Origin of the sequence: Oceanicella actignis, assembly GCF_008124525.1 — a bacterium.
In the GTDB taxonomy this organism is placed as follows: Bacteria; Pseudomonadota; Alphaproteobacteria; order Rhodobacterales; family Rhodobacteraceae; genus Oceanicella; species Oceanicella actignis.
The window spans coordinates 440,421-465,043 of sequence record NZ_VNHJ01000002.1; the positions used below are offsets into that span (position 1 = coordinate 440,421).

Consider the following 24,623-nt stretch of genomic DNA (forward strand, 5'->3'; position numbering starts at 1 on the left):
TTGGAGGCTTCAGCCGACGAAGGCCCTTTCGACGACGAATTCGGCGGGCTTGTTGTTGGCGCCTTCGGTCAGGCCCGCCTCTTCGAGAATCGCCTTCGTATCGCGCAGCATCTCCATCGAGCCGCAGATCATGCCCCGGTCGGTTTCCGGCGAAAGGGGCGGCACGTCGAGCATCCTGAAAAGCTCGCCGCTGCGCATAAGGTCGGTGATCCGGCCCTGTCTCGGGTAGGGCTCGCGCGTGACCGATGTGAAATGCGTCAGCTGGTTGCGCGCGAATTCTCCGACCAGGGGGTCATCCTTCGTCGCGGCCACCAGCTCTTCGCCATAGCGCAGTTCGGCAACCTGGCGGCAGGTGTGGGTCAGGATGACCTGGTCGAATTTCTCGTAGGTTTCGGGATCGCGCACGAGCGAGGCGAAGGGCGCGATTCCCGTGCCGGTCGAGAACATCCACAAGCGCTTGCCCGGCAAAAGCGCGTCGAGCACCAGCGTTCCGGTCGCCTTCTTGCGCATCCAGACGGTGTCGCCAGGCTGTATCTTCTGAAGCTGCGAGGTCAGGGGGCCGTCGGGAACCTTGATCGAGAAGAACTCGAGCTGGTCGTCCCAGCTGGGCGAGGCGATGGAGTAGGCGCGCCAGACCGGCTTGGGTCCGGGCAGGCCGATCATGACGAACTCGCCCGAGCGGAAGCGGAAGCTGGCGGGGCGCGTCATGCGGAAACGGAACAGCCGGTCGGTGTAGTGCTGCACCTCCACCACGGTCTGGGCGTAAACCCCGGCGGGGGGCGCGACCTCGGCGGCATTGGCGGCGTCGTGAGCCATGATGTTCATCCGTTTGTCTCCCGCGGCTGGCGCTTCATAGCAGAGCTGCGCGCCGCGGGCCATGCGGCCGGGGCGCGCGCCGCATACACATGGCGCGTTGCGGCGCGAAAGGAAAGAGAAATCACATCAAAAAATGTATCAGGCGATTTAATAACTAAAAAACAATGTGGAAATATTGCGCGGCCGAGCGCTTCCCGCTCCGGCCTGGCATGGGTGGGGGTGGGGAAGCTCCAGGCTGGAAAATACGCTCCGGGAAGCACTCGACCTACGCCGCGCCATCGGCGAGCCGCGATCACGGTGCGGGCCGATGCTCCCCGGAGCGCCAGTCCGAAACAGGGAGTGCCCTACAGTGACACAACCCGAGCGCGCGCGGTATCACCCGATTCGGCGAGGCAAAACCGCCCAAGCGCCCCGAATCACCTGCATTGTCACGAGCATTGATTCGAGCCCGGCGCCACGGTGCAGCGGCAGATGTTCACGCCGTCATGCTGAATGAAATGCGCTTTGGCGTCCTGAACCGTGGCGTCGCTGCATTTGCCCTCATAGGTCCAGTGCTGCGCCTCTCCGCCGACGAAATACTGGTAGGTCACCGACATCTCGCGATTGCCGCCCGTGATCTGCGGCGTCAGGATCATGTAGCTTTCCCAGCCGGTCTCGTTCGGTCCGACCGAGGCGGGCCAGAGCTGCGGCGCGTCGCTGGCCAGCCCCAGATCGGCCTTGCGCACGCTCATGGCCGAGGCCGCGGGGCGGTCCAGGGACGCGGTGTTCTCGAAGCCCAGAAGGTGTTCGAGCTCGGGCGCTCCGTTCGGCGGGGCGTAGTAGCTGAGCGTGACGATGGTCTCGCGCGCCAGCTCCAGCTCGTCGGCCTTGGCGTAGACGAAGACGATTCGCGTCCGCCGGATCGCGCTTGAGGCCGACGGGTCCTGGAACAGCGCCTGCGCGACGCTGCGGTGCATCTTGCGCAGCCGCTTCGTGCGGGTCAGCCGCGGCGGCGGCGTGAAGGCGCGCAGGTTCGGGCTGTCGGGCTGGTTGCAGCGCGCCGGCGTGCGCCCCTTTTCGCGCAGCCTGGTCCCCGCGGCAGGGCAGTTCGGCGGCGGCGCGCATTCGGGCGCGGCCGCGCCCAGCTTGCGAATCGGCTCGAGCCTGAAGCGCGTCTCCTGCGGGTCGGTGTAGGCGCCGGCGAAATTCTCGGCCTGCAGGCGGATCTCGACGCATTGCGTACCGTTCTTGGCCAGCGTTTCGGCATAGAAGCGCACGTCGAAGGGCTTGTAGCGATCGGAGCCGAACAGCGCGTTGACCGCGGCCGCGGCCATCTCGACGTCGGCCTTGCTCTCGTCGGGCGTCGGCGGCGCGGCGGGTTCGGCAAGCGCGGCGCCGGCCGCGGCGCCCATCAGAGCGGCGAGGGCGCCCGCGTGAATGAGTTGTCGCATCTGGTCTTCTCCCCAATGGCGCGGCGGCTGCGCCGCATTCTGCGCTGAAAATCAGAACGCGTTCACAATGGTTAACGCTCGGACCAGCTTAGAAGCGGAACGCGGCGCGCGCCACCACCGAGAAGTCCCGATCGAAGCGGCGCGGTTTCTCGTCCTCGGTGCGCACGAAGGCGTCCTGATAGACGAAGTCGGCGTCGAGCAGGTTGCGCAGCTCGAGGCTGAGCGTCCCGCGCTGATCGGGCAGGCGCCAGCCCACGGCCGCATCCACGATCACATCGGTCGAATCGCCGCGTCCCACGCCTTGGCGCGCGCGCTGGTGGAAGGGCGTGACGTCAAGCGCCGCGAACAGCCCCGAGGCGCCGTTCCAGCGCAGCCGCATCGGCGCGGCGTAGGTCGTCAGCGAGGACGGCCCGGTCGCAAGGCCGCGGAACCCGGTGCGCTCGACCTCGGCGCCAAGGCTGGCGGACCAGTCGTCGTCGATCAGCCAGGCGGCGTAGGCGCGCAGGCCGCGCACGTCGTAGCGCACGGTCTCGTAACGCCCCACGCCCCCGGTTTCGCGCGGGTCCGGGCGCGCGGCCCAGCGTCCGGTTCCCTCGACGCCCAGCCACAGGTCGTTGCGCGCGCGCCAGTCCAGCGCCAGGCCGGCCAGGTCCGAGACCGTTCCGTTGAGGTCGGCGAACACCTGGTTGAAGCCGGCGATCTGCGTCGGCTCGAGCGTTTCGTCGAACAGGAGCGGGCGCTTGACCATGCGCCCCGCCGCGGCGCGCAGCGTCACGCCGCCGCCCAGATCCGCTTCGGCGCCCAGCTTGGGCGCCAGGCGCAGCCAGTCGCGCTCGGCGCCGTTGTCGCGCGAATCCGAGGACAGGTAGAGCGCCATGCCGGCGGTCGTCTCGAGCCAGGGCATGGGCTTCCAGATGCCATAGGCCCAGACCTCGCCGTGATTGGATTCCGTGCGGCTGACGTCGGTCACGGTGATCGGCGGCAGCGGGAAGGGCAGCGGCAGCGTGAAGGTCAGCGCCGCGTCGCCCGTCTGCCGCGCCCAGCCGGCGCCCATGCTCAGCTGCAGCGGGCCGATGCGCCGATCATGGCGCAGCTGCGCGTCCAGGCCCTTGATGGAGGTGTCCGCCGGCCCGATCTGGAGCTGCTGCAGGCCGTCGATCTTGCGCCATGCGGCAAGGGCGACGTAGTCGGACTCGGCCGAGGGCTCGAAGCGCAGGCCGATCCGCGCGCGGTTGTCGGTGGTCGAGAAGCGGTTGCCCGTGCGCGGCGAGATCAGCGAGAAATAGCGCTCGCCCTCGTCCGTCTCGCGGTTGCGGAACTCGGCGAACAGGGTCAGGCCGGGCGCGGCCTGCACATGGGTCTGCGCCGCAAGGATGCGGTGGCGCGCGTCGTCATTGGCCTCGTCCCCTTCGGTGTCGAAGGCGAAGGCGCCGAAGCTGACCGAGATCGGCCCGGACAGGGCGGTGGCGGCGAACTGGGTCGAGGCCAGGTTGTGATCGCCGACCGTGCCCGACACGTCCAGGCGCAGCCCGTCGCGGTCGAACAGGGGCGCGAGCTCTTCGAAGCTGACGCGCGCCGCGCCCACCGCGTCGGTCAGCGACAGGTTCGATTCGCCCAGCGCCGGCTGGATCGGCGCCTTCGAGGGGCGGGCGAACAGCTGCGACTGCAACAGCTCGGAGGTGCGCGCGGGTCCGTAGTCGGGCCGGTTGCGGTAGGCCTCGGCCAGGAAGCGGTGCGCGGCGGCGCTTTCGGGCGCGCGGCGCGCCGCGCGCGCGCCGGCGATCGCGGACAGCTCTTCGAAGCCCAGCGCGTCATAGACGCGCCCCTGGGCCGCGCCGGCGCGCGCGTCGTCCTCGGCCAGGCCCCGGGCGCCGCGCACGGGCGCGCGCCGGGCGGCCAGCGCGGCGGCGCGCTCGAGCGCGCGCAGCGCGTCGGCGGGCCGGTTGGCGGCGTAGCGCTCGCGCGCGCTCAGCAGATGGGGCGCGGGGTCGTCGGGGTCGAACTCGGCCGCGCGGGCGAACTGGGCGCGGGCCTTGTCCGCGCGCCCCTCTTCGAAATAGGCGCGGCCCAGAAGGCTGCGCAGCCGCGCCGAGCGCGGGTCGAGCACGGCCAGCGTCTCGAGCTGCGCGCGCCCCTTGGCCAGATCGCCGCGCACGATGTCGATGAACGCCATCCCCAGCCGCGCATCGGCCGCGCCGGGGTCCAGCGCCAGCGCCTTCTCGAAGGCCGCCCGCGCCGCGTCGTCGCGATAGGCGGCCAGCTCGGCGAAGCCCTCCATGGCCAGCGCATAGGGGCTGGGGCCGAGCGCCTGGGCTCGCGCCGCCTCGGCGCGGGCCAGCGCCAGATCGCCGCGCAGCAGCGCCAGCTCGGCCACGCGCGCGCGCAGGTCGGGGTCGGCGGGGCGCGTGTCGGCGGCCCTGCGCGCATCGGCCAGCGCGCCGTCGAGCGCCCCGCGCGCCTGGCGCAGATAGCCGCGCGCCGTCAGCGCGGCGGGATCGTCCGGGGCCAGGTCCAGGGCGCGGCGGATGCGCGCCTCGGCCTCGTCCAGGCGGCCGCGGGCGATCAGCGCCATGGCCCCCAGCGCCAGGCGCGGCGCGTCGGCCGGCCTCTGCGCCCCTTCGGCGGGCGGCGCGAGCAGGGCCAGCGCCGCATCCAGGCGTCCGTCGGCCAGCGCGCGGGCGGCTTCGTCCAGCGTCGGATCGGCGGCGGCGAGCGCGGCGGGCGGCACGCGCACGGCCCAGTCGATCGAGCCCTCGGGCGTCAGGTAGCGGCGAAAGGCGGGCGGCACGTCGGCGGCGCGGGCCATGGCCGGCGCGCGGCCGGGCGCGGCGAACACCGCCTGGCCGGCCTCGGCGCGCAGCCGCGCGCCGGCGGCGGCGATGGTCACGTCGCCTTCCTCGACGACCGACAGCGCGCCCTCGCCGGGGCGCACCATCATGAACACCTCGGTGCCGTCGATATTGAGCGAATAGAGCGCCGTGCGCACGGTGAACACGCGCTTGACCGAGCTGAGGAAGCGCATCATCCCCTCGACCAGCGACACGTCGCCCTGCGCGCCGCCGCCCTCGACGATCAGCGTCGTGTCCACGTTCAGCTGCAGCGCCGTGTCGAGCGCGTCGAAGCGCACGGTGGCGCGCCCGTCGGGGCCCGTCTCGATCCGGTCGCCGGGGCACAGCCGCATGCCCGCCCGGGGCGCGGGGGCCGCGCCGTTCGCCAGAATGACGCGCACCGCCCCGCGGAACGTTTCGAGCGTGGCGATGGTCGCGCAGCGCGGCGCGGGCGCCGCCGCCTCGGGGCCGGCGGCCCGCGGCGTGGCGGCGACGGCCATGGGCTGCGCCGAAGCCGGCGCGGCGGCGGCGGCCAGGGCGAGCGCTCCGAGGGCGGGAATGGCGGCGCGGCGGCGATGCATTGGCGGCTCCTTCTGTGCGGCGCGCGGCGGCGCGGGCGAACGCCCCTCCGACGATAAAGGCACGTCCGCCTCGTGCAAATGTCTTTCGCCTTCGGCGTTCATCCGGGCGTCGGCATGCGCTCGAGGCGAAAGACCTCGATCGGCGCCGCGCGTCCGTCCAGCCGGTGGCGCCCGCAAGGCGTGAAGCGCAGGCCCAGAACCCGGTCGGCGCCCAGCTCCAGCGCCTGATCGCGGATGGCGCGGGTGCAAAGGACGACCGTCTCGGCCCCCGGCGCGATGCTCTTGCCCAGCGCCTGCAGCTTTGCGGCGGTGTTCACCGGATCGCCGACCACGTCGAAGCTCAGCCGATCGCCGCCGCCGATTTGCCCCATGGCCACGGGGCCGGCGTCAAGCGCGATGCGCATGCGGCTGGCCTCGGCGCCCAGCGCGCGCTGGGCGCCGTTGTGCCGCTCGACACGCTCGGCGATCGCGGCGGCGGCGGCGCAGGCGCGCAGCGCGGGCGGGCGCTCGTCGGGCGCGCGCCGGCGCCCGGGCGCGTCGGCGCGTCGGCCCATGAACACCGCCAGCGCGCCGTCGCCGGTGAACTTGTCCACGAAGCCGCCCTGCAGCTCGACGCAGGCGTTCTCGATCTCGTGATAGGCGCGCAGGAAGCCTTCATAGGCGGCCGAGCCGATGCGCTCGGCCACAAGGGTCGAGCCTTCCAGATCCGTGACCAGGATCGCGGCCTCGGCGATCTCGCTGAAGGGGCGGCCGCGGCTTTCGCCCGCCAGCATGATGTCGGTCCATTCGGGCGGCGCCATGCGGTCGATCAGCCGGCGCGCAAGGCCGAAGCGCAGCGACAGCCACAGATAGAGGCTGAGCGGCAGCGCCGCCATCAGCGGCAGGGCGACGGGAATCCAGATGCGGGCATGGGCGAAGAGCGTGTGGGCGAACATCAGATAGGCCGCCGACAGACCGAAGAGCGCGATCAGCCCCGCGCGCCCCGGCAGCGTCAGCGCCGCCGTCAGCAGCGTCAGCGCCGCCGCGCCCACGATCAGCCCGCGCGAAAGCGGCCCGGGCCGGTGCAGCGGCTTGCCCTCGAGCAGGTTGAGAAACGCCGTCGCCGTCAGCTCGACCCCCGGCATGCGCGAGTCGCCCGCGAACAGGAAGGGGCTTTCGAAGTGATCGGTCGCCCCGGGGGCCTGCTGGTCGGCGTAGCCGATGAACACGCTCACCCCCTCGAGCGTGGGCGGCGGGGCGCGGCGCAGCCCCGTTTCGCGGTCGCCCAGCAGGTCGATCAGCGTATAGGTCGGGATCGTTCCCGGCGGGCCGTAGAGCCAGAAGCGCCGGATGCACGGCGCGGCGGGGCAATCCGGCGCGGCGATGCCGGCGGCGATGCGATAGGCCGCATCCGGCAGCGACGCCGCGTTCGGAAAGGCGGCCGCCCGCGCCACATAGCCCGAAATGACGCCGCCATGATCGGGCGTCTCGAAATGCCCGATGGCGCGCGCGGCCTCGGCCAGAAGGGCGGTGGGGCGCTCTTCGCGATGGCCGATGACGGCGCCGGTCTCGTCGCTCAGCACGTCCAGCCGCCGCAGCAGCACCGTGCGCCCCGAGCGCGCGATGGCGTCGGCCAGGCGCCGGTCGCTGACCCCGCCATCGAGGCGGTTGGCGCGGTGGAACAGCACGTCCAGCGCGATCAGCCGCGCGCCGCGCGCGCTCAGCCAGTCGACGAGGCAGGCGTAGATCGCGCGCAGCCGCACGTCGCCCACGCGCGCGTTCAGCGCCGCTTCGGCCGCGCCGGGGCATTGGGCGAGGACGCTCGAGACGGCGGCCAGATCCTCGGCGTTGTTGGCCAGCCAGTCGGCCGAGGCGCGGTCGATGGTGACGATCGCCGCGTCGGGCGGCGCGGGCTGGGCGCCGCGCAGCGTGTAGAGGATCGGCAGGTCGATGCTGCGCGCCGCCCGATCGCCCAGCGCCGACAGCTCGAGCGCCACGCACGCCGCCAGCATCAGCAGCGCGAGCCCCGCCCGCGCCGCCCATCCGCTTGCGGCGCTCTTGCGCTTGTGGCGCATCAGGGGGGCGCTCCTCGGTCGGCGCGCCGCCCCCGGCGGGGCGGCGGCGCGGGTTGGCGCGCGCCCGCTGCGGGGCGCGCAGGTCGGCCCGATCCCCTCGGGCCGGGGGGCGTCATTGGTCGAAACGCTTCTTGACGTAGGATCCGGGCGCGTCCTCGATGACGCCGTTCACGGCGCCGGGCTGGCGCGCGGCGACCAGGCGGCCCGAGCGCTTGCGCAGCCACTCGGCCCAGTCGGGCCACCACGAGCCGGGGCGCTCTTCGGCCGCCGCCAGCCATTCCTCGAGCGTCTCGGGGCTCAGATCCTCGTTCACCCAGTGCTGGTATTTCTTCAGCTCGGGCGGGTTGACCACCCCGGCGATGTGCCCCGACCCGGCCAGGACGAAGCGCGGCTGGGCGTTGGTCATGGCCCGCGCGCCGCGATAGACGGATGCGGCGGGGGCGATGTGGTCCTCCTTGGTCGCCACGTGATAGACCGGGCCGCGGATGTCGGCGGGCGAGACGGTTTCGCCCAGCACCGTCAGCTCGCCCTCGGCGAAGGCGTTCCGGTTGTAGAACTGGTCCAGGTAGAAGTGATGCACCCGGGCCGGCATGGCCGTCGAGTCCGCGTTCCAGTAGAGCAGGTCGAAGGGGAAGGGCTCCTTGCCCAGGTAGTAGTTGTTGATGACGTAGCTCCAGATCAGGTCCGACGAGCGCAGCATGTTGAAGGCCATGGCCATGTCCTGCGCGGGCAGGTAGCCCTTGTCCATCTGCTCGTTCACGACCTGGACGGTCTTTTCGTCGACGAAGACCTGCAGCTCGCCCGCGTCCTGGAAGTCGAGCTGGGCGGTGAAGAAGGTGGCAGACTTCACGCGCTTGTCGCCGCGCTTGCCCATCCACGCCATCAGCGTGCCGGTCAGCGTGCCGCCGATGCAGTAGGAGGCGAGGTTGAGCGACTTCTGCCCCGTCTCGCGCAGCGCCACGTCGATGGCCTCGAGCGCGCCCTTCTGCATGTAGCTGTCCCAGGTCTCGTCCTTCTGGCGCTCGTCCGGGTTCACCCACGAGATCATGAACACCGTGAAGCCCTGGTCGACCAGCCAGCGGACCATGGACTTCTTCTCGTTCAGGTCGAGGATGTAATACTTGTTGATCCAGGGCGGGATGAACAGCAGCGGCGTCGCGTGCACCTTCTCGGTGCGCGGCGCATACTGGATCAGCTGCATGATCTCGTTCTGGTGGATGACCTTGCCGGGCGTGGTCGCCATGTCGCGGCCGACCTCGAAGGCCTTCATGTCGGTCTGGCGCACCAGAAGGCGGCCCTTTCCGCGCTCCAGGTCCTCGGCCATCATCTGCAGCCCGCGCACCAGGTTCTCGCCGCGCTCGCGCAAGGTGGCCTCGATCACCTCGGGGTTCATGGCGGCGAAATTGGCGGGGCTGAGCGCCTCGACGAAGTTGCGGGTGTAGAAGGCGATCTTCTTGCGGTCGCGCTCGTCCAGCTCGCCCACCTCCTTCGCCGCGCCCAGGATGTGACGCGAGGCCAGCAGGTAGCTTTGTTTGATGTAGTCGAAGATCAGGTTGCGCGACCACTCTTCGTGCGAGAAGCGCTTGTCGCCCTTTTCGGGGGCGGCGACGGGCTCGGTCTCTTCGCCGGCCAGCCATCTGAGCGTCATGCGCCGCCACAGCTCGGCCTGCTGGGTCCACAGCTCGAGCGTGCGCTCGGCCACCTCCTGCGGGTTCTGCATCAACGCCTGCTGGAACTCGGCGAAGGCGGGCAGGGTGTTGAGCGGGTCGAAATGCATGGGGCGGTCGTCGGCAAGGCTGCTTTGCAGCAGCTTGAGCCAGATTTCCTGGCTGCGTTCGGCCACCTTGGCCATGTTGGCGGCGAATTCGGCGACCGCCTTTGCGTTCTCGGCCGCGGCTTCGGCGGTTTCGGGCAGGCCGGCTTGCGCCTCGGGGCCCTGGCTTTGCGTCATCGGGGGTCTCCTCGCGATCGCGGCCTCGGGGCGCGCTTGGCGCTGGCGCGGGCCGCTTGTCATGGCTAATGTCCTGCCCAGTATGGCAGAGGCGCGGATGGGATACAAAGCATGCGATGCGCCGCGGGCGCGCAAGATGGCCGCCGGCGCGCGCGTTCTGGCGTGGGCGGCGGCCCTGTCGGCCCTGACCGCGGCCGGCGGCTGCGGGCTGGGCGGCGCGGCGCTGGGCGGCTACGACCTGCCGCCCGAGGCGGCGCAGGACGCCGAGGGCGACTGGCCGCGGCTTGTCGACGCGCCCGCGCCGGGCGAGGCGGGCGCGGGCCCCGACGCGGCCGCCGACCCGGTTGCCGCCGCGCGCATGGCCCAGGAGCTGCGCGCCCAGGCCGCCGAAGCGGCCGCGCGGGCGCGGGCGCTGTCGGCGCCGGTGATTCCGCCCGAGGATCTTCGCCGCCTGACCGCGCGGCGCTGAGCGCGGCGGCGGCGCCCGCGGCCCGATCGCGCGGTCCCGTCGCGCCGGCCCGATTCCGCCTTGCCCCGTGCCGCCGGCCCGATCACGGCGCCTTGCGCGGCCCGCGCCGGACGGGCGCCTTTCGCGGCGCGCGCGCATGGCCCCTGCACTTGTCGGCGCGGCGGGTTATAAAGCCCCGCCCGGCGCGCCGCGCCGGGTCCGACTCGCAGCTCCCGCATGAAGGCCACGCGCGCATGTCCGAAGAATTCTACCGCATCAAGCGCCTGCCCCCCTATGTCTTCGCCGAGGTCAACCGCCTGAAGGCCGCGTGCCGCGCCGAGGGGATGGACATCATCGACTTCGGCATGGGCAACCCGGACATGGACACCCCGGCCCACATCGTCGACAAGCTGATCGAGACGGTGCGCAAGCCGCGCACGCACCGTTACTCGGCCTCGAAGGGCATTCCGGGGCTGCGCCGCGCCCAGGCCGCCTATTACGAGCGCCGATTCGGCGTCAAGCTGGACCCCGAGACGCAGGTCGTCGCCACGCTGGGCTCGAAGGAGGGGCTGGCGAACCTGGCCATGGCGATCACCGCGCCGGGCGACGTGATCCTGACGCCGAACCCGTCCTATCCCATCCACCCCTACGGCTTCATGATCGCGGGGGGCGCGCTGCGCCACATTCCGGCGCTGCACGAAGGGCGCTTCGACCCCGAGGCCTATCTGCGCGCGGCCGAGCATGCGGTGCGCCACTCGGTGCCCAAGCCCTCGGCGCTGGTGGTAAACTTTCCCTCGAACCCGACGGCGCAGCTGTGCGACCTGGACTTCTACGCCGAGCTGGTCGCCCTTGCGCGTCGGCATGGCGTGTGGGTTCTGTCGGACCTGGCCTATGCCGAGATCTATTTCGACGGCCCGCCGCCGCCCTCGATCCTGCAGGTTCCCGGCGCGATGGAGTGCGCGGTCGAGTTCACCTCGCTGTCCAAGACCTATTCGATGCCCGGCTGGCGCATGGGCTTCGCCGTGGGCAACGAGCGGCTGATCGCGGCCCTGACGCGGATCAAGAGCTATCTCGACTACGGCGCCTTCACGCCGGTGCAGGTGGCGGCGGCCGCCGCGCTCAACGGCCCGCAGGACTGCGTCGAGCAGATCCGCGGCGTCTATCGCGCGCGCCGCGACGCGCTGGTGCAGGCCATGGGCCGCGCGGGCTGGGACATTCCGCCGCCGCCGGCCACCATGTTCGCCTGGGCGCCCGTGCCCGAGCCCTTCCGCGCGCTGGGCTCGATGGAATTCTCCAAGATCCTGCTGCGCGAGGCGGGCGTGGCCGTGGCGCCGGGCGTGGGCTTTGGCGAGTATGGCGAGGGCTATGTGCGCCTCGGCCTCGTCGAGAACGAGCAGCGCATCCGCCAGGCGGCGCGCGGCGTGCGCCGGCTGCTGCAGAACGCGGACGCGGCGCTCGAACGCCATGCCGAGGCGCGCGCGCGCGAGGAGGCGGGCGCATGAGCGCCGAGGGCTGGGATTTCAAGGCGCAGCGCGCGGACACCGAATGGGTGTTCCGCCAGCTGCTGGCGCAGGGCGTGGCGGCGCGCGGGCGGCGCGTGGCGCTGGACGTGCTGCTTGTCCCGGCCGAAGAGCAAGAGGGCGCGCGGCCCGACCCCGAAGGCCTTGTCCGCGCCCTGCGCCGCGAGGGCTTCGAGGCCCATCTTGCGCGCGACGAAGGCCGCACCGTCGTCGAGGCCACCGCCCCCGACACGCCCTTCGACCTCGAGGAGATCTGGCTTCGCGAGAAGCGCGCGACCCGGATCGCCCTGCGCCATGGCTACGAGCCCGACGGCTGGGGCTTTCCGGAAGAGGATTGAGGCGCGCGCCCCGCCGACAAGGCGCCGCGCGCAACCCGCGATGCCGACGCGCCGCGCGCCGCCCAGACCGGCCTTGCCCTGCGGCGCCCGTCGCGCGCCGTTTCGACCGGCCCCGCGCGGCGCCCTTCGCGCCTGCGGGCGCCCCTTGCGGCGCCCCCGCCCTGTCTGGCCCGCCGGCGCGCGCGGTTCGCGCCGCCCTCGCCTGCCCGGCCCACTGGCGCGCGGCGGCGCGGCGCGTTAGAAGGGCGCGGCCCGCGGCAATCGCGCTGATGAAGGACAATCGCCCATGAGCAACACCCCCCTGCGTCTTGGTCTTGCCGGCCTCGGAACCGTCGGCGTCGGCGTGGTGAAGATCCTCCAGCGTCACGGCGCCATGCTCGAGGCGCGCTGCGGGCGCCCGGTGCGCATCTCCGCCGTCAGCGCCCGCAGCCGCGCGCGCGACCGCGGCGTGGACCTGTCGGCCTATGCGTGGGAGGACGACCCCGTCGCCCTGGCCCGGCGCGAGGATGTGGACGTTCTGGTCGAGATGATCGGCGGCGAGGACGGCCCCGCCAAGGCCGCCGCCGTCGCGGCGCTGAGCGCGGGCAAGCATGTGGTCACCGCCAACAAGGCCATGCTGGCCCGCCACGGGCAGGAGCTGGCCGAGCTGGCCGAGGCCGCGGGCGCGGCGCTGCGCTTCGAGGCCGCGGTGGCCGGCGGCATCCCGGTGGTCAAGGCCCTGACCGAGGGGCTTGCCGCCAACCGCGTCGAGCGCGTCATGGGCGTGATGAACGGCACCTGCAACTACATCCTCACGCAGATGGAGCGCACCGGCGCCGACTATGCCGAGGTGCTGGCCGAGGCGCAGCGCCTTGGCTACGCCGAGGCCGACCCCGCCTTCGACGTGGGCGGCGTGGACGCGGCGCACAAGCTGGCGCTGCTGGCCGCGGCCGCCTTCGGAACGCGCGTCGATTTCGAGGGCGTCGCCATCGAGGGCATCGAGCGCATCAGCCTGGCCGACATCCGCGCCGCGCGCGACATGGGCTACCGCATCAAGCTGCTGGGCGTGGCGCGCATGACCGAGGACGGCCTCGAGCAGCGCATGACCCCGTGCCTCGTGCCCGCCGCCTCGGCGCTGGGGCAGCTCGACGGCGTGACCAACGCCGTGGTGCTCGAGGGCGACTTCGTCGGCCAGACCGTGTTCGAGGGCCCCGGCGCGGGCGAGGGGCCGACCGCCTCGGCGATCATGGCCGACGTGATGGATATCGCCGCGGGGGTGCGCCGCCCGGTCTTCGGCGCGCCCGCCGCGCGCCTGACCGCCGCGCCGCGCGCCATGGACGCGACCCCCGCCGCCTTCTACCTGCGCCTGACGCTGGCCGACGCGCCGGGCGTGCTGGCCAAGATCGCCTTCGCGCTGGGCGAGGAGGGCGTCTCGATCCACCGCATGCGCCAGTATGACCACGAGGGCGCGGCCGCGCCGGTGCTGATCGTCACCCATCCCGCGCGGCGCGTGGACATCGACGCCGCCATGGGGCGCATCGGCGCCATGGACGAAAGCCTGGCCACGCCCGTCGCCTTGCGCATCGAGAAGGTCTGAGCCGCCTTGCCCGCGCGCGCCGCGCGCCGTAGAAGCCGAAAAGCGCCTTCCCTTGCGGCCGCCCCGCGCGGCGCGCCAACCGATTGATCGATGGAGACCCAGATGTCCGATCCGCGCGAGATGATCTTCAAGGATCGCATGCTTTCCCTCGGCCTCGCCCGCGTGTCCGAGGCGGCGGCGATCGCGGCCGCCAGGCTGATCGGCCGCGGCGACGAGAAGGCCGCCGACCAGGCCGCCGTGGACGCCATGCGCAAGCAGCTCGACCTGCTGGACATCAAGGGCACCGTCGTCATCGGCGAGGGCGAGCGCGACGAGGCCCCCATGCTCTACATCGGCGAAGAGGTCGGGACCGGCGACGGCCCCGAGGTGGACATCGCGCTCGACCCGCTCGAGGGCACGACACTGACCGCCAAGGCCATGCCCAACGCGCTTGCGGTGATCGCCATGGGGCCGCGCGGGTCCATGCTGCACGCGCCGGACGTCTACATGGACAAGCTGGCCATCGGCCCCGGCTATCCCGAAGGGGTGGTAAGGCTGGACATGTCGCCCGCCGAGCGCGTCGAGGCGCTGGCCCGCGCCAAGGGCGTGCGCCCCTCGGACATCACCTGCTGCGTGCTCGAGCGGCCCCGCCACGAAGAGATGATCCGCGAGCTGCGCTCGACCGGCTGCGCCATCCGCCTGATCACCGACGGCGACGTGGCCGGCGTGATGCACTGCGCCGAGCCCGGGCAGACCGGCATCGACATGTATATGGGCCAGGGCGGCGCGCCCGAGGGCGTGCTGGCGGCCGCGGCGCTCAAATGCATGGGCGGGCAGATCATGGGCCGGCTGGTCTTCCGCAACGATGACGAGCGCGCCCGCGCCGCCAAGGCCGGGATCACCGATCTGGACCGCGTCTACACGCGCGACGACATGGTGCGCGCGGACGTCATCTTCGCCGCCACGGGCGTCACCGACGGCTCGATCCTGCGCGGCGCCCGCCGCGACGGCGACTATCTGGAAACCGAGACGCTGCTCATGCGCTCGAAGACCGGGTCGGTGCGCCGCCTGTTCTACCGCCAGCGCAACAACTGAGCCCTTTCAGCGCGCCGCGCCGGCCGCGGCGCGCGCGCGCAGCCAGGCGGGCAGGGCCTCGATGCCGGGCAGAACGGCGTCCGCATGCGGGGCCAGCTCGTCGCGGCCGGCGGGGCCGGTCAGAACCGCCAGCGCCGCGCCCGCGCCCGCCGCGCGCGCGGCGCCAAGGTCGTGCAGGCTGTCGCCCACCATCGCCGTCGCGCGCGGCGGCACGCCGGTCGCCTCGCAAAAGGCCAGCACCATGCCCGGCCCGGGCTTGAGCCCGTGCCCGCTGTCATAGCCGGCCACGAAGTCGAACAGATCGAGCGCGTCCACAGCCGCCAGCTGGCGGCGCGCGGCGTTCTCCGAATCATGCGTGGCGACGCCCAGCGCGCAGCCCATGGCGCGCAGCTCGCGCAGCAGGGCGGGCAGGTCGGCCGCCGCCGGCGCCAGCCCGCCGCGCCCGACCCGCGCGGCCAGGTCGTTGGCGGCGCGCTCGATGGAAGCGGCGTCCCAGCCCGGGATCATGGGCGCCCAGATGCGCGCCACCTCGTCGACCGATCCCGCCACGATGGGCGAGCCGGGCGCGAAGGCGCCGCTGGCCGCGTCATAGCCCGCCGCCGCGCCCAGCCGCGCCTGCAGCGCCGCGTCGCCCGGCGCCAGCAGCGCCAGCGCATCGCGCACGAAGCCGCGCCAGGTGGCGTTGAAGTCGAACAGCGTGCCGTCCTTGTCGAACAGGATCGCGCGGATCATCGCGGCCTCTTTGCTTGGCGCGGCCCAAGGCGGGCGGCGGCGCGCACCGTTATCGCAGGGGGCGCGGGCGCGCTCAACCCGGACGCGGCGTCGCGCCCGCGAAAAGGGCGCCCGGCCGAGGCGCGGGGGCGGCTGGGCGGGGCGCAGAGGCGCGGGGCGAAGAGATGGAGGATGACGCGACGCCGCGCGCGACGCTGCGCGATGGGGCGCTGCGGGACGGGGCGATGTCGGTGTGGCGGCCATCGCGGCGCGACGCATGGGCGACGGCGGGCCGACGGCGGGCCGACGGGGGTCGACGGGGGGCACGGCGGCGCGACGGCTGGGCGAAGGCGGGCCGACGGCGGCGCGACGGAGGGGCGAAGGCGGGGCGACGGAGGGGCGAAGGCGGGGCAGGCGACGGGGGCGACCGCGGGGCAGGGCGGTGCGATGGCGCGGCGGCGATGATCCGGGGCGCGCGGCGCTTCGGACCGGCGGTCGGGGCTCATGGACGCGCGGCGCGCCCTTGGCGCGGCCGGGGCCCGGCGCTAGGATGCGCGCCGGCGAAACGCCGTTCCGCCGCAGCCGGTTTCCGCCGCAGCCAGTTCAAGCGCAAGGAGCCCCCATGCCCGCACCGCGTCCGCGCCGCGACCAGTTCCCCCATCTGCGCCCGATGACCACCCGGTGGCGCGACAACGACGTTTACGGCCACATGAACAACGTCGTCTATTACGAGTATTTCGACACCGCGGTGAACCACTGGATGATCGAGCGCGGCGCGCTCGAGATCCCCCATGGCCCGTTCATCGCGCTGGTGGCCGAGACGCGCTGCGCCTTCATGGCCAGCCTGGGCTTTCCCGACATGGTGACGGCGGGGCTGCGGGCGGCGCGCATCGGGCGCAGCTCGGTGACCTACGACATCGCCCTTTTCCGCAATGACGAGGACGAGGCCTGCGCCGCGGGCGCCTTCGTGCATGTGGTGGTGGACGCCGCCTCGCGCCGACCTTCTCCTTTGCCCGACACGCTGCGCGCCGCGCTGGACGAGCTGGTCACGCCGCAGACGGTCCTTGCCGTCTGAGGCGTCTCAGAGCGGCCAGAGCGCGGGCTCGGCGAACTCGACAGAGTTGCCCGCCGGATCGCGCGCATAGATCGAGCGCGCCCCGCCCGGCCAGGAAATCCGCGCCTCGATCGCCGCGCCGGCGCGCGCAAGGCGGCGCTCCCAGGCCTCGATCCCGTCGGGCGCGGCGGAAAAGCACACATGCCCCGGCCCGTGCGCCCCATGGGGCGGCGGCGCGTCGGCCGAGGCGGCGGGGCGCGCGGTTTGCGCGGGGTCGAAGATCAGCAGCATGCCGCCGTCGGCGCGGAAGAAGACATGCCGCCCCTCGACGCGGGCGATGCGTTCAAGCCCCACCACGCCGCCGTAAAAGGCTTCGGCCGCGTCGAGGTCATCGCAGTAGAGGCACGTCTCCAGTATCCGCGGCGGGCGGCTCATCGGTCTTGCTCCGGCGCTCGAGCGCGGCGAAGTCGAACAGGGACGGATCCAGCAGGTGGCTCGGGCGCGCGTTCATCAGCGCGCGGAACATCACCTGCCGCCGACCCGGCGCGTTGCGCTCCCATCCGTCGAGGATGGCCTTGACCTGCATGCGCTGCAACCCTTCCTGCGAGCCGCACAGATCGCACGGGATGATCGGATAGTTCATCGCCCGGGCGAAGCGGGCGCAATCCTCCTCGGCGACGAAGGCCAGCGGGCGCAGGACGTGCAGGTCGCCTTCCTCGTTCAGCAGCTTGGGCGGCATGGTCGCCAGCCGGCCGCCGTGGAACAGGTTCATGAAGAAGGTTTCGAGGATGTCGTCGCGGTGGTGGCCAAGAACCACGGCCGAGCAGCCCTCCTCGCGGGCGATGCGGTAAAGATGCCCCCGCCGCAGGCGCGAGCACAGCGCGCAATAGGTGCGCCCGGCGGGGATCTTGTCGGTGACGATCGAGTAGGTGTCCTGATGCTCGATCCGGTGCGGCACGCCCATGCGGGCCAGGAATTCGGGCAGCACAGTCGCCGGAAAGCCCGGCTGGCCCTGGTCCAGGTTGCAGGCCAGGATGTCCACGGGCAAAAGGCCGCGCCATTGCAGCTCGGTCAGCACGGCCAGCAGGGTGTAGCTGTCCTTGCCGCCGGACAGGCAGACCAGCCAGCGCGCGCCGGGCTCGACCATGGCGTAGGTCTCGATCGCCTCGCGCGTCAGGCGGACGAGGCGCTTGCGCAGCTTGCGGAACTCGGTGCTGTCGGGCGCGCCGTGGAACAGCGGATGGATGTCGTCATGGTCGAGCATGGCGCCCGATATGCAGCGCGCGAGCCCTTGTGACAAGCGATTCCGCCCGCGCCCGTCAGCGCCGGGGCGGCGGCACCGGGTCGTGCCCCGAGCCGCCCAGCGGATGGCAGCGCAGCACCCGGCGCAGCGCCAGCCAGCCGCCGCGCAGCGCGCCATGGGTTTCGAGCGCCTCGAGCGCATAGGCCGAGCAGCTGGGCGAGAAGCGGCAATGCGTCCCCAGCCAGGGCGAGATGACCAGGCGATAGAAGCGCACGGGCAGCGACAGGATGTAGGCGCCGGGGCTCATGCGTCCGCCTCGCGCGGCTGGGGCGCCGCGCCCTTGCGCGCATCATTCCCCGCGCCGTTCCACGGGCCTTCGGGCGCGTCTTTCGCCCCACCTTTAGCCAAGCCTTTCGCCGGGGTTTTGCTCGCGCCGCTGACCGAGACCCTTGCCCCGCCGGCCGCCGCGCCCTTCCCGGCGCCCGAAGCCGGGGCCGTCTTCGCGCCGCGGCGCGGGCCGCCGGGCGCGCCCTTGCCCGCGTGCAGCTTGTCGAGCGCGGTTTCAAGGTCGCGCGTCAGCTGCGCGAAAGGCCGCGCGGCGGTGGCCTCGGCGCGCCCGATCAGCACATAGTCCCACCCCACCCGCGCCTGTCCGGGCAGGACCAGCGCGGCGGCCGCGCGCAGGCGGCGCTTGGCGCGGTTGCGCGCCACCGCGTTGCCGACTTTTTTCGAGCAAGTGTAGCCCACGCGAGCGACTCCCGCGGGGCCCTCGTCCCCGGCGCGCTCGCGCGCCTGCACGACCATGCCCGGCGCGTTCCAGCGGCGGGCGCGCGCGGCGGCCAGGAAATCGGCGCGGCGCTTCATGATGCGGATTTCGACCGGCGCGGCGGCGGGCGCCGGCTCGGGCGGCGAGGGGGCGTCGCACGCGAACGCGCCCGCGCGCCCCGGTTCGGGGGCGTCGGGCGCGTCGTCGGGCGTCGTCGCGGTCATCGCTCCGCCTCCGCGCGGGCGGGCCGCGCCGGTCGGGGCGGGCCCGGGCGGCGTCGGATCAGGCCGACAGCCGCTTGCGGCCGCGGGCGCGGCGCGCGTTCAGGATCTTGCGGCCATTCTTGGTCGCCATCCGGGCGCGGAAGCCGTGGCGGCGCTTGCGGACGAGCCGGCTGGGCTGGTAGGTGCGCTTCATCGCTCTTCTCCTGGTCGGGCGGTCGTGCCGCCCCGCTTCCCGCCGCCTTGGGCGCGGGCGCTCGGGCACTCGATTTCGGAAGCGGGCGTATAGCCCGCCGGGGCGGCCGAGTCAATCGGGCCGGCGGGGCTTGTCGCCGGACCGGGGCGCCGCATCACCCGCGATCAAGGCCGCGTGAGGCGCCTTCCGCGGCGCGGCGCTTCCTGCGCATATCGGGGCATGAGTTTTCCGCATCTATCCCTTCCGCGCCGCCCCCTTTCGCATCGCTTACGGAGCCGCCCCATGGCCAGCCCAGCCGATCCGCCCCCGACCCGCGCCGCCGATCCCTTGCGAGGGGCGGCGCATGGGGCGCTCGCCCCGAAAGCCGCGCCCGATCAGTCCGCGCCCGATCGCGAACCCGCCGCCGGGAGCCTTGTCGAAGGCGCGGCATCCGGCGCGCGCGGGCGCTGGCGGCGGCTTGCGCCGCTGGCCGGGCTGCTGGCCGGCGGCGCGGCGGCGTGGTGGTTCGCGGGCGATCTGCTCAGCTTCGAGGCGCTGCGCGACAATCGCGAGGCGCTGGTCGCCTGGCGCGACGCCAACTACGCCCTGGCCGCCGGCGTCTACATGCTGATCTATGTTCTGGCGGTGGCCTTCTCGGCGCCCGGCGGTCTGGCGCTGACGCTGGCGGGCGGCTTTCTGTTCGGCATGGCGGCGGCGCCCATGATCGTCGTCGCCGCCACGGCCGGGGCGACGCTCATATTCCTGGCCGCGCGGCACGGGCTGGGCGGCGCGCTCGAGGCGCGGGCGCGCGGCTCGGGCGGCGCCATGGCGCGGCTGCGGGCGGGCATCGCGCGCAACGAGATCAGCTTTCTGCTGCTGATGCGGCTCGTGCCCGTGGTGCCGTTCTTCGTGGCCAACCTGGCGCCGGCCTTTCTGGGCGTGTCGCTGCGCAACTACGTGCTCACGACGCTGTTCGGGATCATTCCGGGCACGGTGGTCTACACCTGGGTCGGCGCCGGTCTGGCCGAGGTCTTCGCCCGCGACGAGGCGCCCGATCTGGGCGTGATCTTCGAGCCGCATGTGCTGGGCCCGCTTCTGGCGCTGTGCGCGCTGGCGGCGGCGCCGATGCTCCTGCGCGGCCGCCTGGGAAAGGATGCACGATGAAGGACGCCGGTTCCGGCCCCGCGCCGCTGCGCCCCGATCTGTGCGTGATCGGCGCGGGCGCGGCGGGGCTGTCGGTCGCGGCGGGGGCGGCGCAGATGGGCGCCTCGGTCGTGCTGGTCGAGGGCGCCGAGATGGGGGGCGACTGCCTCAATCACGGCTGCGTGCCCTCGAAGGCGCTGCTGGCGGCGGCGCGCCGCGCCCACGCCCATGCCGGGGCCGCGCGCTTCGGCCTGCGCATGGACCCGCCCCGCGTCGATCACGCCGCGGTGCTGGCCCATGTGCGCGAGGTGATCGCGGCCATCGCGCCCCATGATTCGCAAGAGCGCTTCGAGGGGCTGGGCGTGACGGTCATCCGCGACTGGGCGCGCTTCGTCTCGCCGCGCGCGGTCGAGGCGGGCGGGCGGCGCATCGAGGCGCGGCGCTTCGTCATCGCCACGGGCTCGTCGCCCGCCGTTCCGCCGATTCCCGGGCTGGACGAGACGCCCTTCGAGACCAACGAGACCATCTTCGCGCTCGACCGCGCGCCAGAGCGGCTGATCGTGATCGGCGCGGGGCCGATCGGGCTCGAGATGGCGCAGGCGCATCGGCGGCTGGGGGCCGAGGTGACGGTGCTCGAGGCCGGCCGCGCGCTGGCGCGCGACGATCCCGAGGCGGCGGCGGTCGTGCTGGCGGCGCTGCGCGCCGAGGGCGTCGTCATCGAGGAAGGAGTCGCCGCCGCCCGCGTGCGGCGCGAGGGCGCGGGGGTGGCGGTCGAGACCTCGGACGGGCGCGCGATCGGCGGCACGCATCTTCTGGTCGCGGCGGGGCGCGCGCCCAATGTGGGGCGGCTGAACCTGGCGGCGGCGGGCGTCGCGCATGACGCGCGGGGCGTCAAGGTCGATCGGGGCCTGCGCACCAGCAACCGGCGCGTCTATGCGCTGGGCGACGTCAATGGCGGGCCCCAGTTCACGCACGAGGCCGGGCGCCAGGCCGGGCTGGCGCTGCGCTCGGCGCTGTTCCGCCTGCCGGTGCGGGCCGACCGGGCGGCGATTCCATGGGTGACCTACACCGAGCCCGAACTGGCCCAGATCGGCCCGACCGAGGCCGAGGCCCGCGCCGCGCATGGCGCGCGGCTGTCGGTGCTGCGGGCCGATTTCGCCGCCAACGACCGCGCCCGGGCCGAGCGCGCGGCCGAGGGCTTCGTCAAGGTCATGGCCGTGCGCGGGCGCCCGATCGGCGTCACCATCGTCGGCCCTCATGCGGGCGAGCTGATCGGGCTTTGGGCTCTGGCGATCTCGGCGCGGCTCAAGCTGTCGGCGGTGGCGGGGCTGACGCTGCCCTATCCCACGCTCAACGACGCCTCGCGCCAGGCGGCGGCCGCGCACTATGCGGCGCGGCTGTTCGGCAATCCGTGGATCGGACGCGCGGTGCGGCTGCTGGCGCGGCTGGGCTAGGCGCTCGGCGCCCCGGCCTGGCTCTGCGGGTCGGGCGGGGGGCTTGCGCGCCTTGCGCGCGGGCGCGCTGGCGCGGGGCGCGCGGGCGGCTTAGGATCGGGGCGGCGGCGTGCGGCCGCGCGCGGTGGAACGGCGAGGGGCGATGCTGATCCGTAGCCTGTCCGGTCGGCTTTTGCTGCTGACCATCGTGTTCGTGATGGTGGTCGAGGTGCTGATCTTCGTGCCCTCGGTCGCCCGCTTCCGGCGCGACTATCTGAACGAGCGCATCGTGCGCGCGCACATCGCCGCCGAGGCGCTTCTGGCCGCGCCCGAGGGCGCCGCCGCCCCGCCCGAGCGGCGCGCGCGCGTGCTGGAGCTGGCGGGGGTCGAGGGCATCGTCTATCGCGGCCCCGACATGCGCGAGCTGATCCTGGCGGGCGACATGCCGCCGCCCATCGACGCCACCTACGACTTGCGCGACGCCGGCCCGGTCGAGCTGATCGCCGATGCGCTCGGCTGCGCGCTGGCGCGGCCGGGGCGGGTCATCCGCGTCATCGGCCGCCCCGAGGACGACATGGCGCCCGGCGAGGGCGCGGCGGTCGAGGCGGTGCTCGAAGAGGGGCCGCTGCGCGCCGCCATGCTCGATTACGGCGCGCGGGTGATGGGGCTGTCGCTGATCATCTCTCTGGTGACGGCGGCGTTCATCGTTCTGTCGGTGCGCCGCTTCGTGGTGCGGCCGATGCTGCGCGTGATCGACAACATGCGCGCCTTCCGCCGCGATCCCGAGGATGCGCGCCGCGTCATCACCCCCGACAGCCGCATCGCCGAGATCGCCGCCGCCCAGACCGCCCTGGCCGAGATGGAGACCGAGCTGCGCGCCGCCCTGCGCCAGCGCGCGCGCCTTGCCGCGCAGGGCGAGGCGGTGGCCAAGATCGGCCATGACCTGCGCAACATCCTGACCACGGCGCGCCTCTTGGCCGACCGGCTCGAGGGCAGCGACGATCCGACCGTGCGCCGGGTGGCGCCCAAGCTGCTGCGCGCGCTCGACCGCGCCGCGTCGCTGTGCCGCTCGACGCTCGAATACGGCAAGGCCGAAGAGCCCGAGCCCGAGATCCGCGCCGTGCGTCTGCGCCAGCTGGTCGAAGAGGTGCGCGACGCCGTGTTTCCCGACGGCGAGGGCGGGCCGGGGCGTCCGCGCCTTGTCAACGCGGCGCCCGAGGGGCTGACCGTGGCCGCGGATCCCGAGCAGCTGCACCGCATCCTGACCAATCTGGCGCGCAACGCGCGCCAGGCGCTTGAAGGCGCCGGCCGCGACGGCCAGATCCGCATCGAGGCCGCGTCCGGCGGCGGCGTGGTGCGCATCGACGTGGTCGATGACGGCCCCGGCCTGCCCGCGCGCGCGATCGAGAACCTGTTCAAGCCCTTCAAGGGCGGCGCGCGCAGCGGCGGCTCGGGTCTGGGGCTGGCCATTGCGGCCGAGCTGGCGCGCGCCCATGGCGGCGCGCTCGAACTGGTGGCGACGGGCCCCGAGGGCGCGCGCTTTCGCCTGACGCTGCCCGAGCGCGCGGACCTGGCGCTGCTCGCCCGGCCGGCGCCCGAGAAGGACGCGGCCCCCGGCGCAGCGGTCGAAGCGGGGGGCGAGGGCGCGGCCCCCGGCGGCGCGGCGCGGGCGGGGGGCGACGGCGCGGCCCCCGGCGGCGCGGCGCGGGCGGGGGGCGACGGCGCGGCCCGGGGCGGCGCGGCGCGGGCGCGGGGCGAGGGCGCGGCCCCCGGAGGTGCGGCCCGGGCGGGGGGCGAGAGCGTGGCTCCCGGCGGCGCGGATGGCGCCAGGACCGCAGGCGCGGCCGCCCCGGCCGCGCCCCCGCTTGGGTCCGGAAGCGCGCGGCCCGCGGCGTCCGCCCCCGCGCGCGGCGACGTTTCCGGCCCCGCGCGGGGCGCGAACGATGCGGGCGCGGAAAGGACGGGCGCGAAGGATTCGGGCGCGAAAGATCGGGGCGCAAATGATCCGCGTGGCGCGGCTTCGGCGCCCGGGCGCCCCCCGACCGAGGCAGAGGGAGAGAACACATGACCGCCATTCGACCGGACGGCGCCGCTTCGTGGCGCCCGCGCCCCGGCCCGCTCAACGGCCTGACCGACGTGCCTGGCCTGCTGGTGGGCAACGCCCATTGCGACGCGGCGCGCACGGGCGTGACGGTGATCCTGTGCGAAAGCCCCGCCGTCGCGGGGGCCGATGTGCGCGGCGGCGGCCCCGGCACGCGCGAGATCGAGGCGCTGGCGCCCGAGAACCTGGTCGGCGCCGCCGACGCGGTGGTCCTGTCCGGCGGCTCGGCGTTGGGGCTGGGCGCGGCCGACGCCGTGGCGGCGGCGCTGTCCGCGCGGGGCAGGGGGCTGGAGGTGGCGCCGGGGCATCCGCGCGTGCCCATCGTGCCGGCGGCGATCCTGTATGATCTGGGCCCCCACAGCGCCGCCGCCTTCGGGGCCGACGGGCCGCCCCATCCGGCCCTGGCGCGCGCCGCGCTCGAGGCCGCCGACCGCGGCGTGGCGCTGGGCTCGGTCGGCGCCGGGCGCGGGGCGGTGGCCGGCGCGCTCAAGGGCGGGCTGGGGGCGGCGTCGCTCGAGATCGCGCCCGGCGTGATGGTGGCGGCCCTTGTGGCGGCCAATCCGGTGGGCTCGGTCTGCATGCCGGGCGGCCCGTGGTTCTGGGCCTGGCCGTTCGAGATCGGCGACGAGTTCGGCGGCCTTGCGCCGCCCGATCTGCGTTGCCCGCCGGCGCCGATCCCCGAGGACGGCAAGCTGCGCGGGGACTGGGCCTTCGACGCGCCCGACGGGCCGGTCGATCCGGGATCGGCGCCGGGCGCGAACACGGCGGTGGGGGTGGTGGCCACGAACGCGGCGCTGACCGCGGCCGAGTGCCGGCGCCTGGCGATGATGGCGCAGGACGGGCTGGCGCGGGCGATTCGCCCCGCGCACACGCCCTTCGACGGCGACACGCTGTTCGCCCTCTCCACCGGCGCGGCGACCGGCGGCCCCGATCTGGGTTCGGGCCACGCGCGCGCCGCGCGACTGGCGGCGCTGGGCTCGGCGGCGGCCGATTGCGTGGCGCGCGCGGTGGCGCGCGGAGTGCACGCGGCCGCGGCCGATCCGGGCGGTCCGCCCGCCTGGCGGGAGGTTGCGAAAAATCATCTCGGCCGAGCGAAACAGGGGCTTGCATCCCCCCGCGACGCAAGCTAAAAGCCGCGCACATCGACGGCGGCGACGCCG

General features: G+C 73.7%; 20 protein-coding genes and 1 pseudogene. 10 read left to right on the forward strand and 11 right to left on the reverse strand.

Annotation, left to right across the window (positions count from 1 at the left end; all coding sequences use genetic code 11):
• Positions 1–9: 9 nt before the first annotated feature.
• The 5 genes from LY05_RS04725 to LY05_RS04745 form a co-directional block, all read right to left on the reverse strand.
• A complete protein-coding gene (locus LY05_RS04725; protein WP_148922270.1) occupies positions 10–825 on the reverse strand; it encodes a ferredoxin--NADP reductase in 816 nt (271 codons plus the stop codon).
• 419 nt (positions 826–1,244) lie between these two features.
• Entirely contained in the window at positions 1,245–2,246 is a 1,002-nt protein-coding gene (locus LY05_RS04730; protein WP_148922271.1) for a hypothetical protein, read from the reverse strand.
• Between the two features lie 88 nt (positions 2,247–2,334).
• Positions 2,335–5,655: a tetratricopeptide repeat protein gene (locus LY05_RS04735; RefSeq protein WP_170258822.1), complete on the reverse strand. Its 3,321-nt coding sequence runs from the start codon at positions 5,653–5,655 to the stop codon at positions 2,335–2,337.
• A 98-nt stretch (positions 5,656–5,753) separates the two neighbouring features.
• Entirely contained in the window at positions 5,754–7,709 is a 1,956-nt protein-coding gene (locus LY05_RS04740; RefSeq protein WP_148922273.1) for a CHASE2 domain-containing protein, read from the reverse strand.
• 112 nt (positions 7,710–7,821) lie between these two features.
• Entirely contained in the window at positions 7,822–9,660 is a 1,839-nt protein-coding gene (locus tag LY05_RS04745) for a PHA/PHB synthase family protein (RefSeq protein ID WP_148922274.1), read from the reverse strand.
• A 97-nt stretch (positions 9,661–9,757) separates the two neighbouring features.
• Between LY05_RS04745 and LY05_RS04750 the strand changes: the two genes are divergently transcribed.
• The 5 genes from LY05_RS04750 (at position 9,758) to glpX (ending at position 14,616) form a co-directional block, all read left to right on the forward strand.
• Positions 9,758–10,129: a hypothetical protein gene (locus LY05_RS04750; protein WP_170258824.1), complete on the forward strand. Its 372-nt coding sequence runs from the start codon at positions 9,758–9,760 to the stop codon at positions 10,127–10,129.
• A 233-nt stretch (positions 10,130–10,362) separates the two neighbouring features.
• Positions 10,363–11,610, forward strand: a complete 1,248-nt coding sequence (locus LY05_RS04755; protein ID WP_072746689.1) for an LL-diaminopimelate aminotransferase — start codon at positions 10,363–10,365, stop codon at positions 11,608–11,610.
• A complete protein-coding gene (locus tag LY05_RS04760; RefSeq protein ID WP_148922276.1) occupies positions 11,607–11,966 on the forward strand; it encodes a hypothetical protein in 360 nt (119 codons plus the stop codon). Before LY05_RS04755 ends, LY05_RS04760 begins: the two co-directional genes overlap by 4 nt.
• A gap of 286 nt (positions 11,967–12,252) precedes the next feature.
• Positions 12,253–13,542 (forward strand): homoserine dehydrogenase, encoded by a 1,290-nt coding sequence (locus LY05_RS04765; RefSeq protein WP_072746687.1) that lies wholly within the window; start codon positions 12,253–12,255, stop codon positions 13,540–13,542.
• Positions 13,543–13,644: 102 nt separating this feature from the next.
• Complete coding sequence (gene glpX, locus LY05_RS04770) at positions 13,645–14,616, forward strand: class II fructose-bisphosphatase (RefSeq protein ID WP_072746686.1); 972 nt, start codon at positions 13,645–13,647, stop codon at positions 14,614–14,616.
• Between the two features lie 6 nt (positions 14,617–14,622).
• On the opposite strand, the gene LY05_RS04775 is transcribed toward glpX, so the two are convergent.
• Complete coding sequence (locus LY05_RS04775; protein ID WP_072746685.1) at positions 14,623–15,348, reverse strand: HAD family hydrolase; 726 nt, start codon at positions 15,346–15,348, stop codon at positions 14,623–14,625.
• A gap of 601 nt (positions 15,349–15,949) precedes the next feature.
• On the opposite strand from LY05_RS04775, the gene LY05_RS04780 reads away from it, so the two are divergent.
• The gene (locus tag LY05_RS04780) at positions 15,950–16,402 is read left to right on the forward strand and encodes an acyl-CoA thioesterase (protein ID WP_072746684.1); all 453 of its coding nucleotides are present in this window, start codon (positions 15,950–15,952) and stop codon (positions 16,400–16,402) included.
• 6 nt (positions 16,403–16,408) lie between these two features.
• Here LY05_RS04780 and LY05_RS04785 read toward each other — a convergent pair whose 3' ends face one another.
• The 5 genes and pseudogenes from LY05_RS04785 to rpmH all read right to left on the reverse strand — a co-directional run bounded on the left by LY05_RS04785 (position 16,409) and on the right by rpmH (position 18,807).
• A complete protein-coding gene (locus LY05_RS04785; protein WP_072746683.1) occupies positions 16,409–16,816 on the reverse strand; it encodes a VOC family protein in 408 nt (135 codons plus the stop codon).
• The gene (ttcA, locus tag LY05_RS04790) at positions 16,770–17,645 is read right to left on the reverse strand and encodes a tRNA 2-thiocytidine(32) synthetase TtcA (protein ID WP_148922277.1); all 876 of its coding nucleotides are present in this window, start codon (positions 17,643–17,645) and stop codon (positions 16,770–16,772) included. Before ttcA ends, LY05_RS04785 begins: the two co-directional genes overlap by 47 nt.
• A 55-nt stretch (positions 17,646–17,700) precedes the next feature.
• Positions 17,701–17,931, reverse strand: a complete 231-nt coding sequence (yidD, locus tag LY05_RS04795) for a membrane protein insertion efficiency factor YidD (protein WP_148922278.1) — start codon at positions 17,929–17,931, stop codon at positions 17,701–17,703.
• A gap of 221 nt (positions 17,932–18,152) precedes the next feature.
• Positions 18,153–18,614: pseudogene (locus tag LY05_RS15355) on the reverse strand (ribonuclease P protein component); the annotation flags it as partial.
• A gap of 58 nt (positions 18,615–18,672) precedes the next feature.
• A complete protein-coding gene (gene rpmH, locus LY05_RS04805) occupies positions 18,673–18,807 on the reverse strand; it encodes a 50S ribosomal protein L34 (RefSeq protein WP_072746679.1) in 135 nt (44 codons plus the stop codon).
• Between the two features lie 282 nt (positions 18,808–19,089).
• Between rpmH and LY05_RS04810 the strand changes: the two genes are divergently transcribed.
• From LY05_RS04810 to LY05_RS04825, 4 genes are all read left to right on the forward strand, one after another.
• Positions 19,090–19,950, forward strand: a complete 861-nt coding sequence (locus LY05_RS04810; RefSeq protein ID WP_148922280.1) for a TVP38/TMEM64 family protein — start codon at positions 19,090–19,092, stop codon at positions 19,948–19,950.
• Positions 19,947–21,383, forward strand: coding sequence for a dihydrolipoyl dehydrogenase family protein (locus LY05_RS04815; RefSeq protein ID WP_148922281.1), 1,437 nt, complete (start codon positions 19,947–19,949; stop codon positions 21,381–21,383). The genes LY05_RS04810 and LY05_RS04815 overlap by 4 nt, the downstream gene beginning before the upstream one ends.
• Positions 21,384–21,525: 142 nt before the next feature.
• A complete protein-coding gene (locus LY05_RS04820; RefSeq protein WP_211356277.1) occupies positions 21,526–23,430 on the forward strand; it encodes a sensor histidine kinase in 1,905 nt (634 codons plus the stop codon).
• A complete protein-coding gene (locus LY05_RS04825; protein WP_148922282.1) occupies positions 23,427–24,593 on the forward strand; it encodes a P1 family peptidase in 1,167 nt (388 codons plus the stop codon). Before LY05_RS04820 ends, LY05_RS04825 begins: the two co-directional genes overlap by 4 nt.
• Positions 24,594–24,623: the final 30 nt, after the last annotated feature.

Bases quoted from the DNA above. Each gene is read 5' to 3' on its own strand.
- LY05_RS04725 (WP_148922270.1), bottom strand. From the start codon at position 825: ATGAACATCATGGCTCACGACGCCGCCAATGCCGCCGAGGTCGCGCCC.
- LY05_RS04730 (WP_148922271.1), bottom strand. From the start codon at position 2,246: ATGCGACAACTCATTCACGCGGGCGCCCTCGCCGCTCTGATGGGCGCC.
- LY05_RS04735 (WP_170258822.1), bottom strand. From the start codon at position 5,655: ATGCATCGCCGCCGCGCCGCCATTCCCGCCCTCGGAGCGCTCGCCCTG.
- LY05_RS04740 (WP_148922273.1), bottom strand. From the start codon at position 7,709: ATGCGCCACAAGCGCAAGAGCGCCGCAAGCGGATGGGCGGCGCGGGCG.
- LY05_RS04745 (WP_148922274.1), bottom strand. From the start codon at position 9,660: ATGACGCAAAGCCAGGGCCCCGAGGCGCAAGCCGGCCTGCCCGAAACC.
- LY05_RS04750 (WP_170258824.1), top strand. From the start codon at position 9,758: ATGGGATACAAAGCATGCGATGCGCCGCGGGCGCGCAAGATGGCCGCC.
- LY05_RS04755 (WP_072746689.1), top strand. From the start codon at position 10,363: ATGTCCGAAGAATTCTACCGCATCAAGCGCCTGCCCCCCTATGTCTTC.
- LY05_RS04760 (WP_148922276.1), top strand. From the start codon at position 11,607: ATGAGCGCCGAGGGCTGGGATTTCAAGGCGCAGCGCGCGGACACCGAA.
- LY05_RS04765 (WP_072746687.1), top strand. From the start codon at position 12,253: ATGAGCAACACCCCCCTGCGTCTTGGTCTTGCCGGCCTCGGAACCGTC.
- glpX (WP_072746686.1), top strand. From the start codon at position 13,645: ATGTCCGATCCGCGCGAGATGATCTTCAAGGATCGCATGCTTTCCCTC.
- LY05_RS04775 (WP_072746685.1), bottom strand. From the start codon at position 15,348: ATGATCCGCGCGATCCTGTTCGACAAGGACGGCACGCTGTTCGACTTC.
- LY05_RS04780 (WP_072746684.1), top strand. From the start codon at position 15,950: ATGCCCGCACCGCGTCCGCGCCGCGACCAGTTCCCCCATCTGCGCCCG.
- LY05_RS04785 (WP_072746683.1), bottom strand. From the start codon at position 16,816: ATGAGCCGCCCGCCGCGGATACTGGAGACGTGCCTCTACTGCGATGAC.
- ttcA (WP_148922277.1), bottom strand. From the start codon at position 17,645: ATGCTCGACCATGACGACATCCATCCGCTGTTCCACGGCGCGCCCGAC.
- yidD (WP_148922278.1), bottom strand. From the start codon at position 17,931: ATGAGCCCCGGCGCCTACATCCTGTCGCTGCCCGTGCGCTTCTATCGC.
- rpmH (WP_072746679.1), bottom strand. From the start codon at position 18,807: ATGAAGCGCACCTACCAGCCCAGCCGGCTCGTCCGCAAGCGCCGCCAC.
- LY05_RS04810 (WP_148922280.1), top strand. From the start codon at position 19,090: ATGGCCAGCCCAGCCGATCCGCCCCCGACCCGCGCCGCCGATCCCTTG.
- LY05_RS04815 (WP_148922281.1), top strand. From the start codon at position 19,947: ATGAAGGACGCCGGTTCCGGCCCCGCGCCGCTGCGCCCCGATCTGTGC.
- LY05_RS04820 (WP_211356277.1), top strand. From the start codon at position 21,526: ATGCTGATCCGTAGCCTGTCCGGTCGGCTTTTGCTGCTGACCATCGTG.
- LY05_RS04825 (WP_148922282.1), top strand. From the start codon at position 23,427: ATGACCGCCATTCGACCGGACGGCGCCGCTTCGTGGCGCCCGCGCCCC.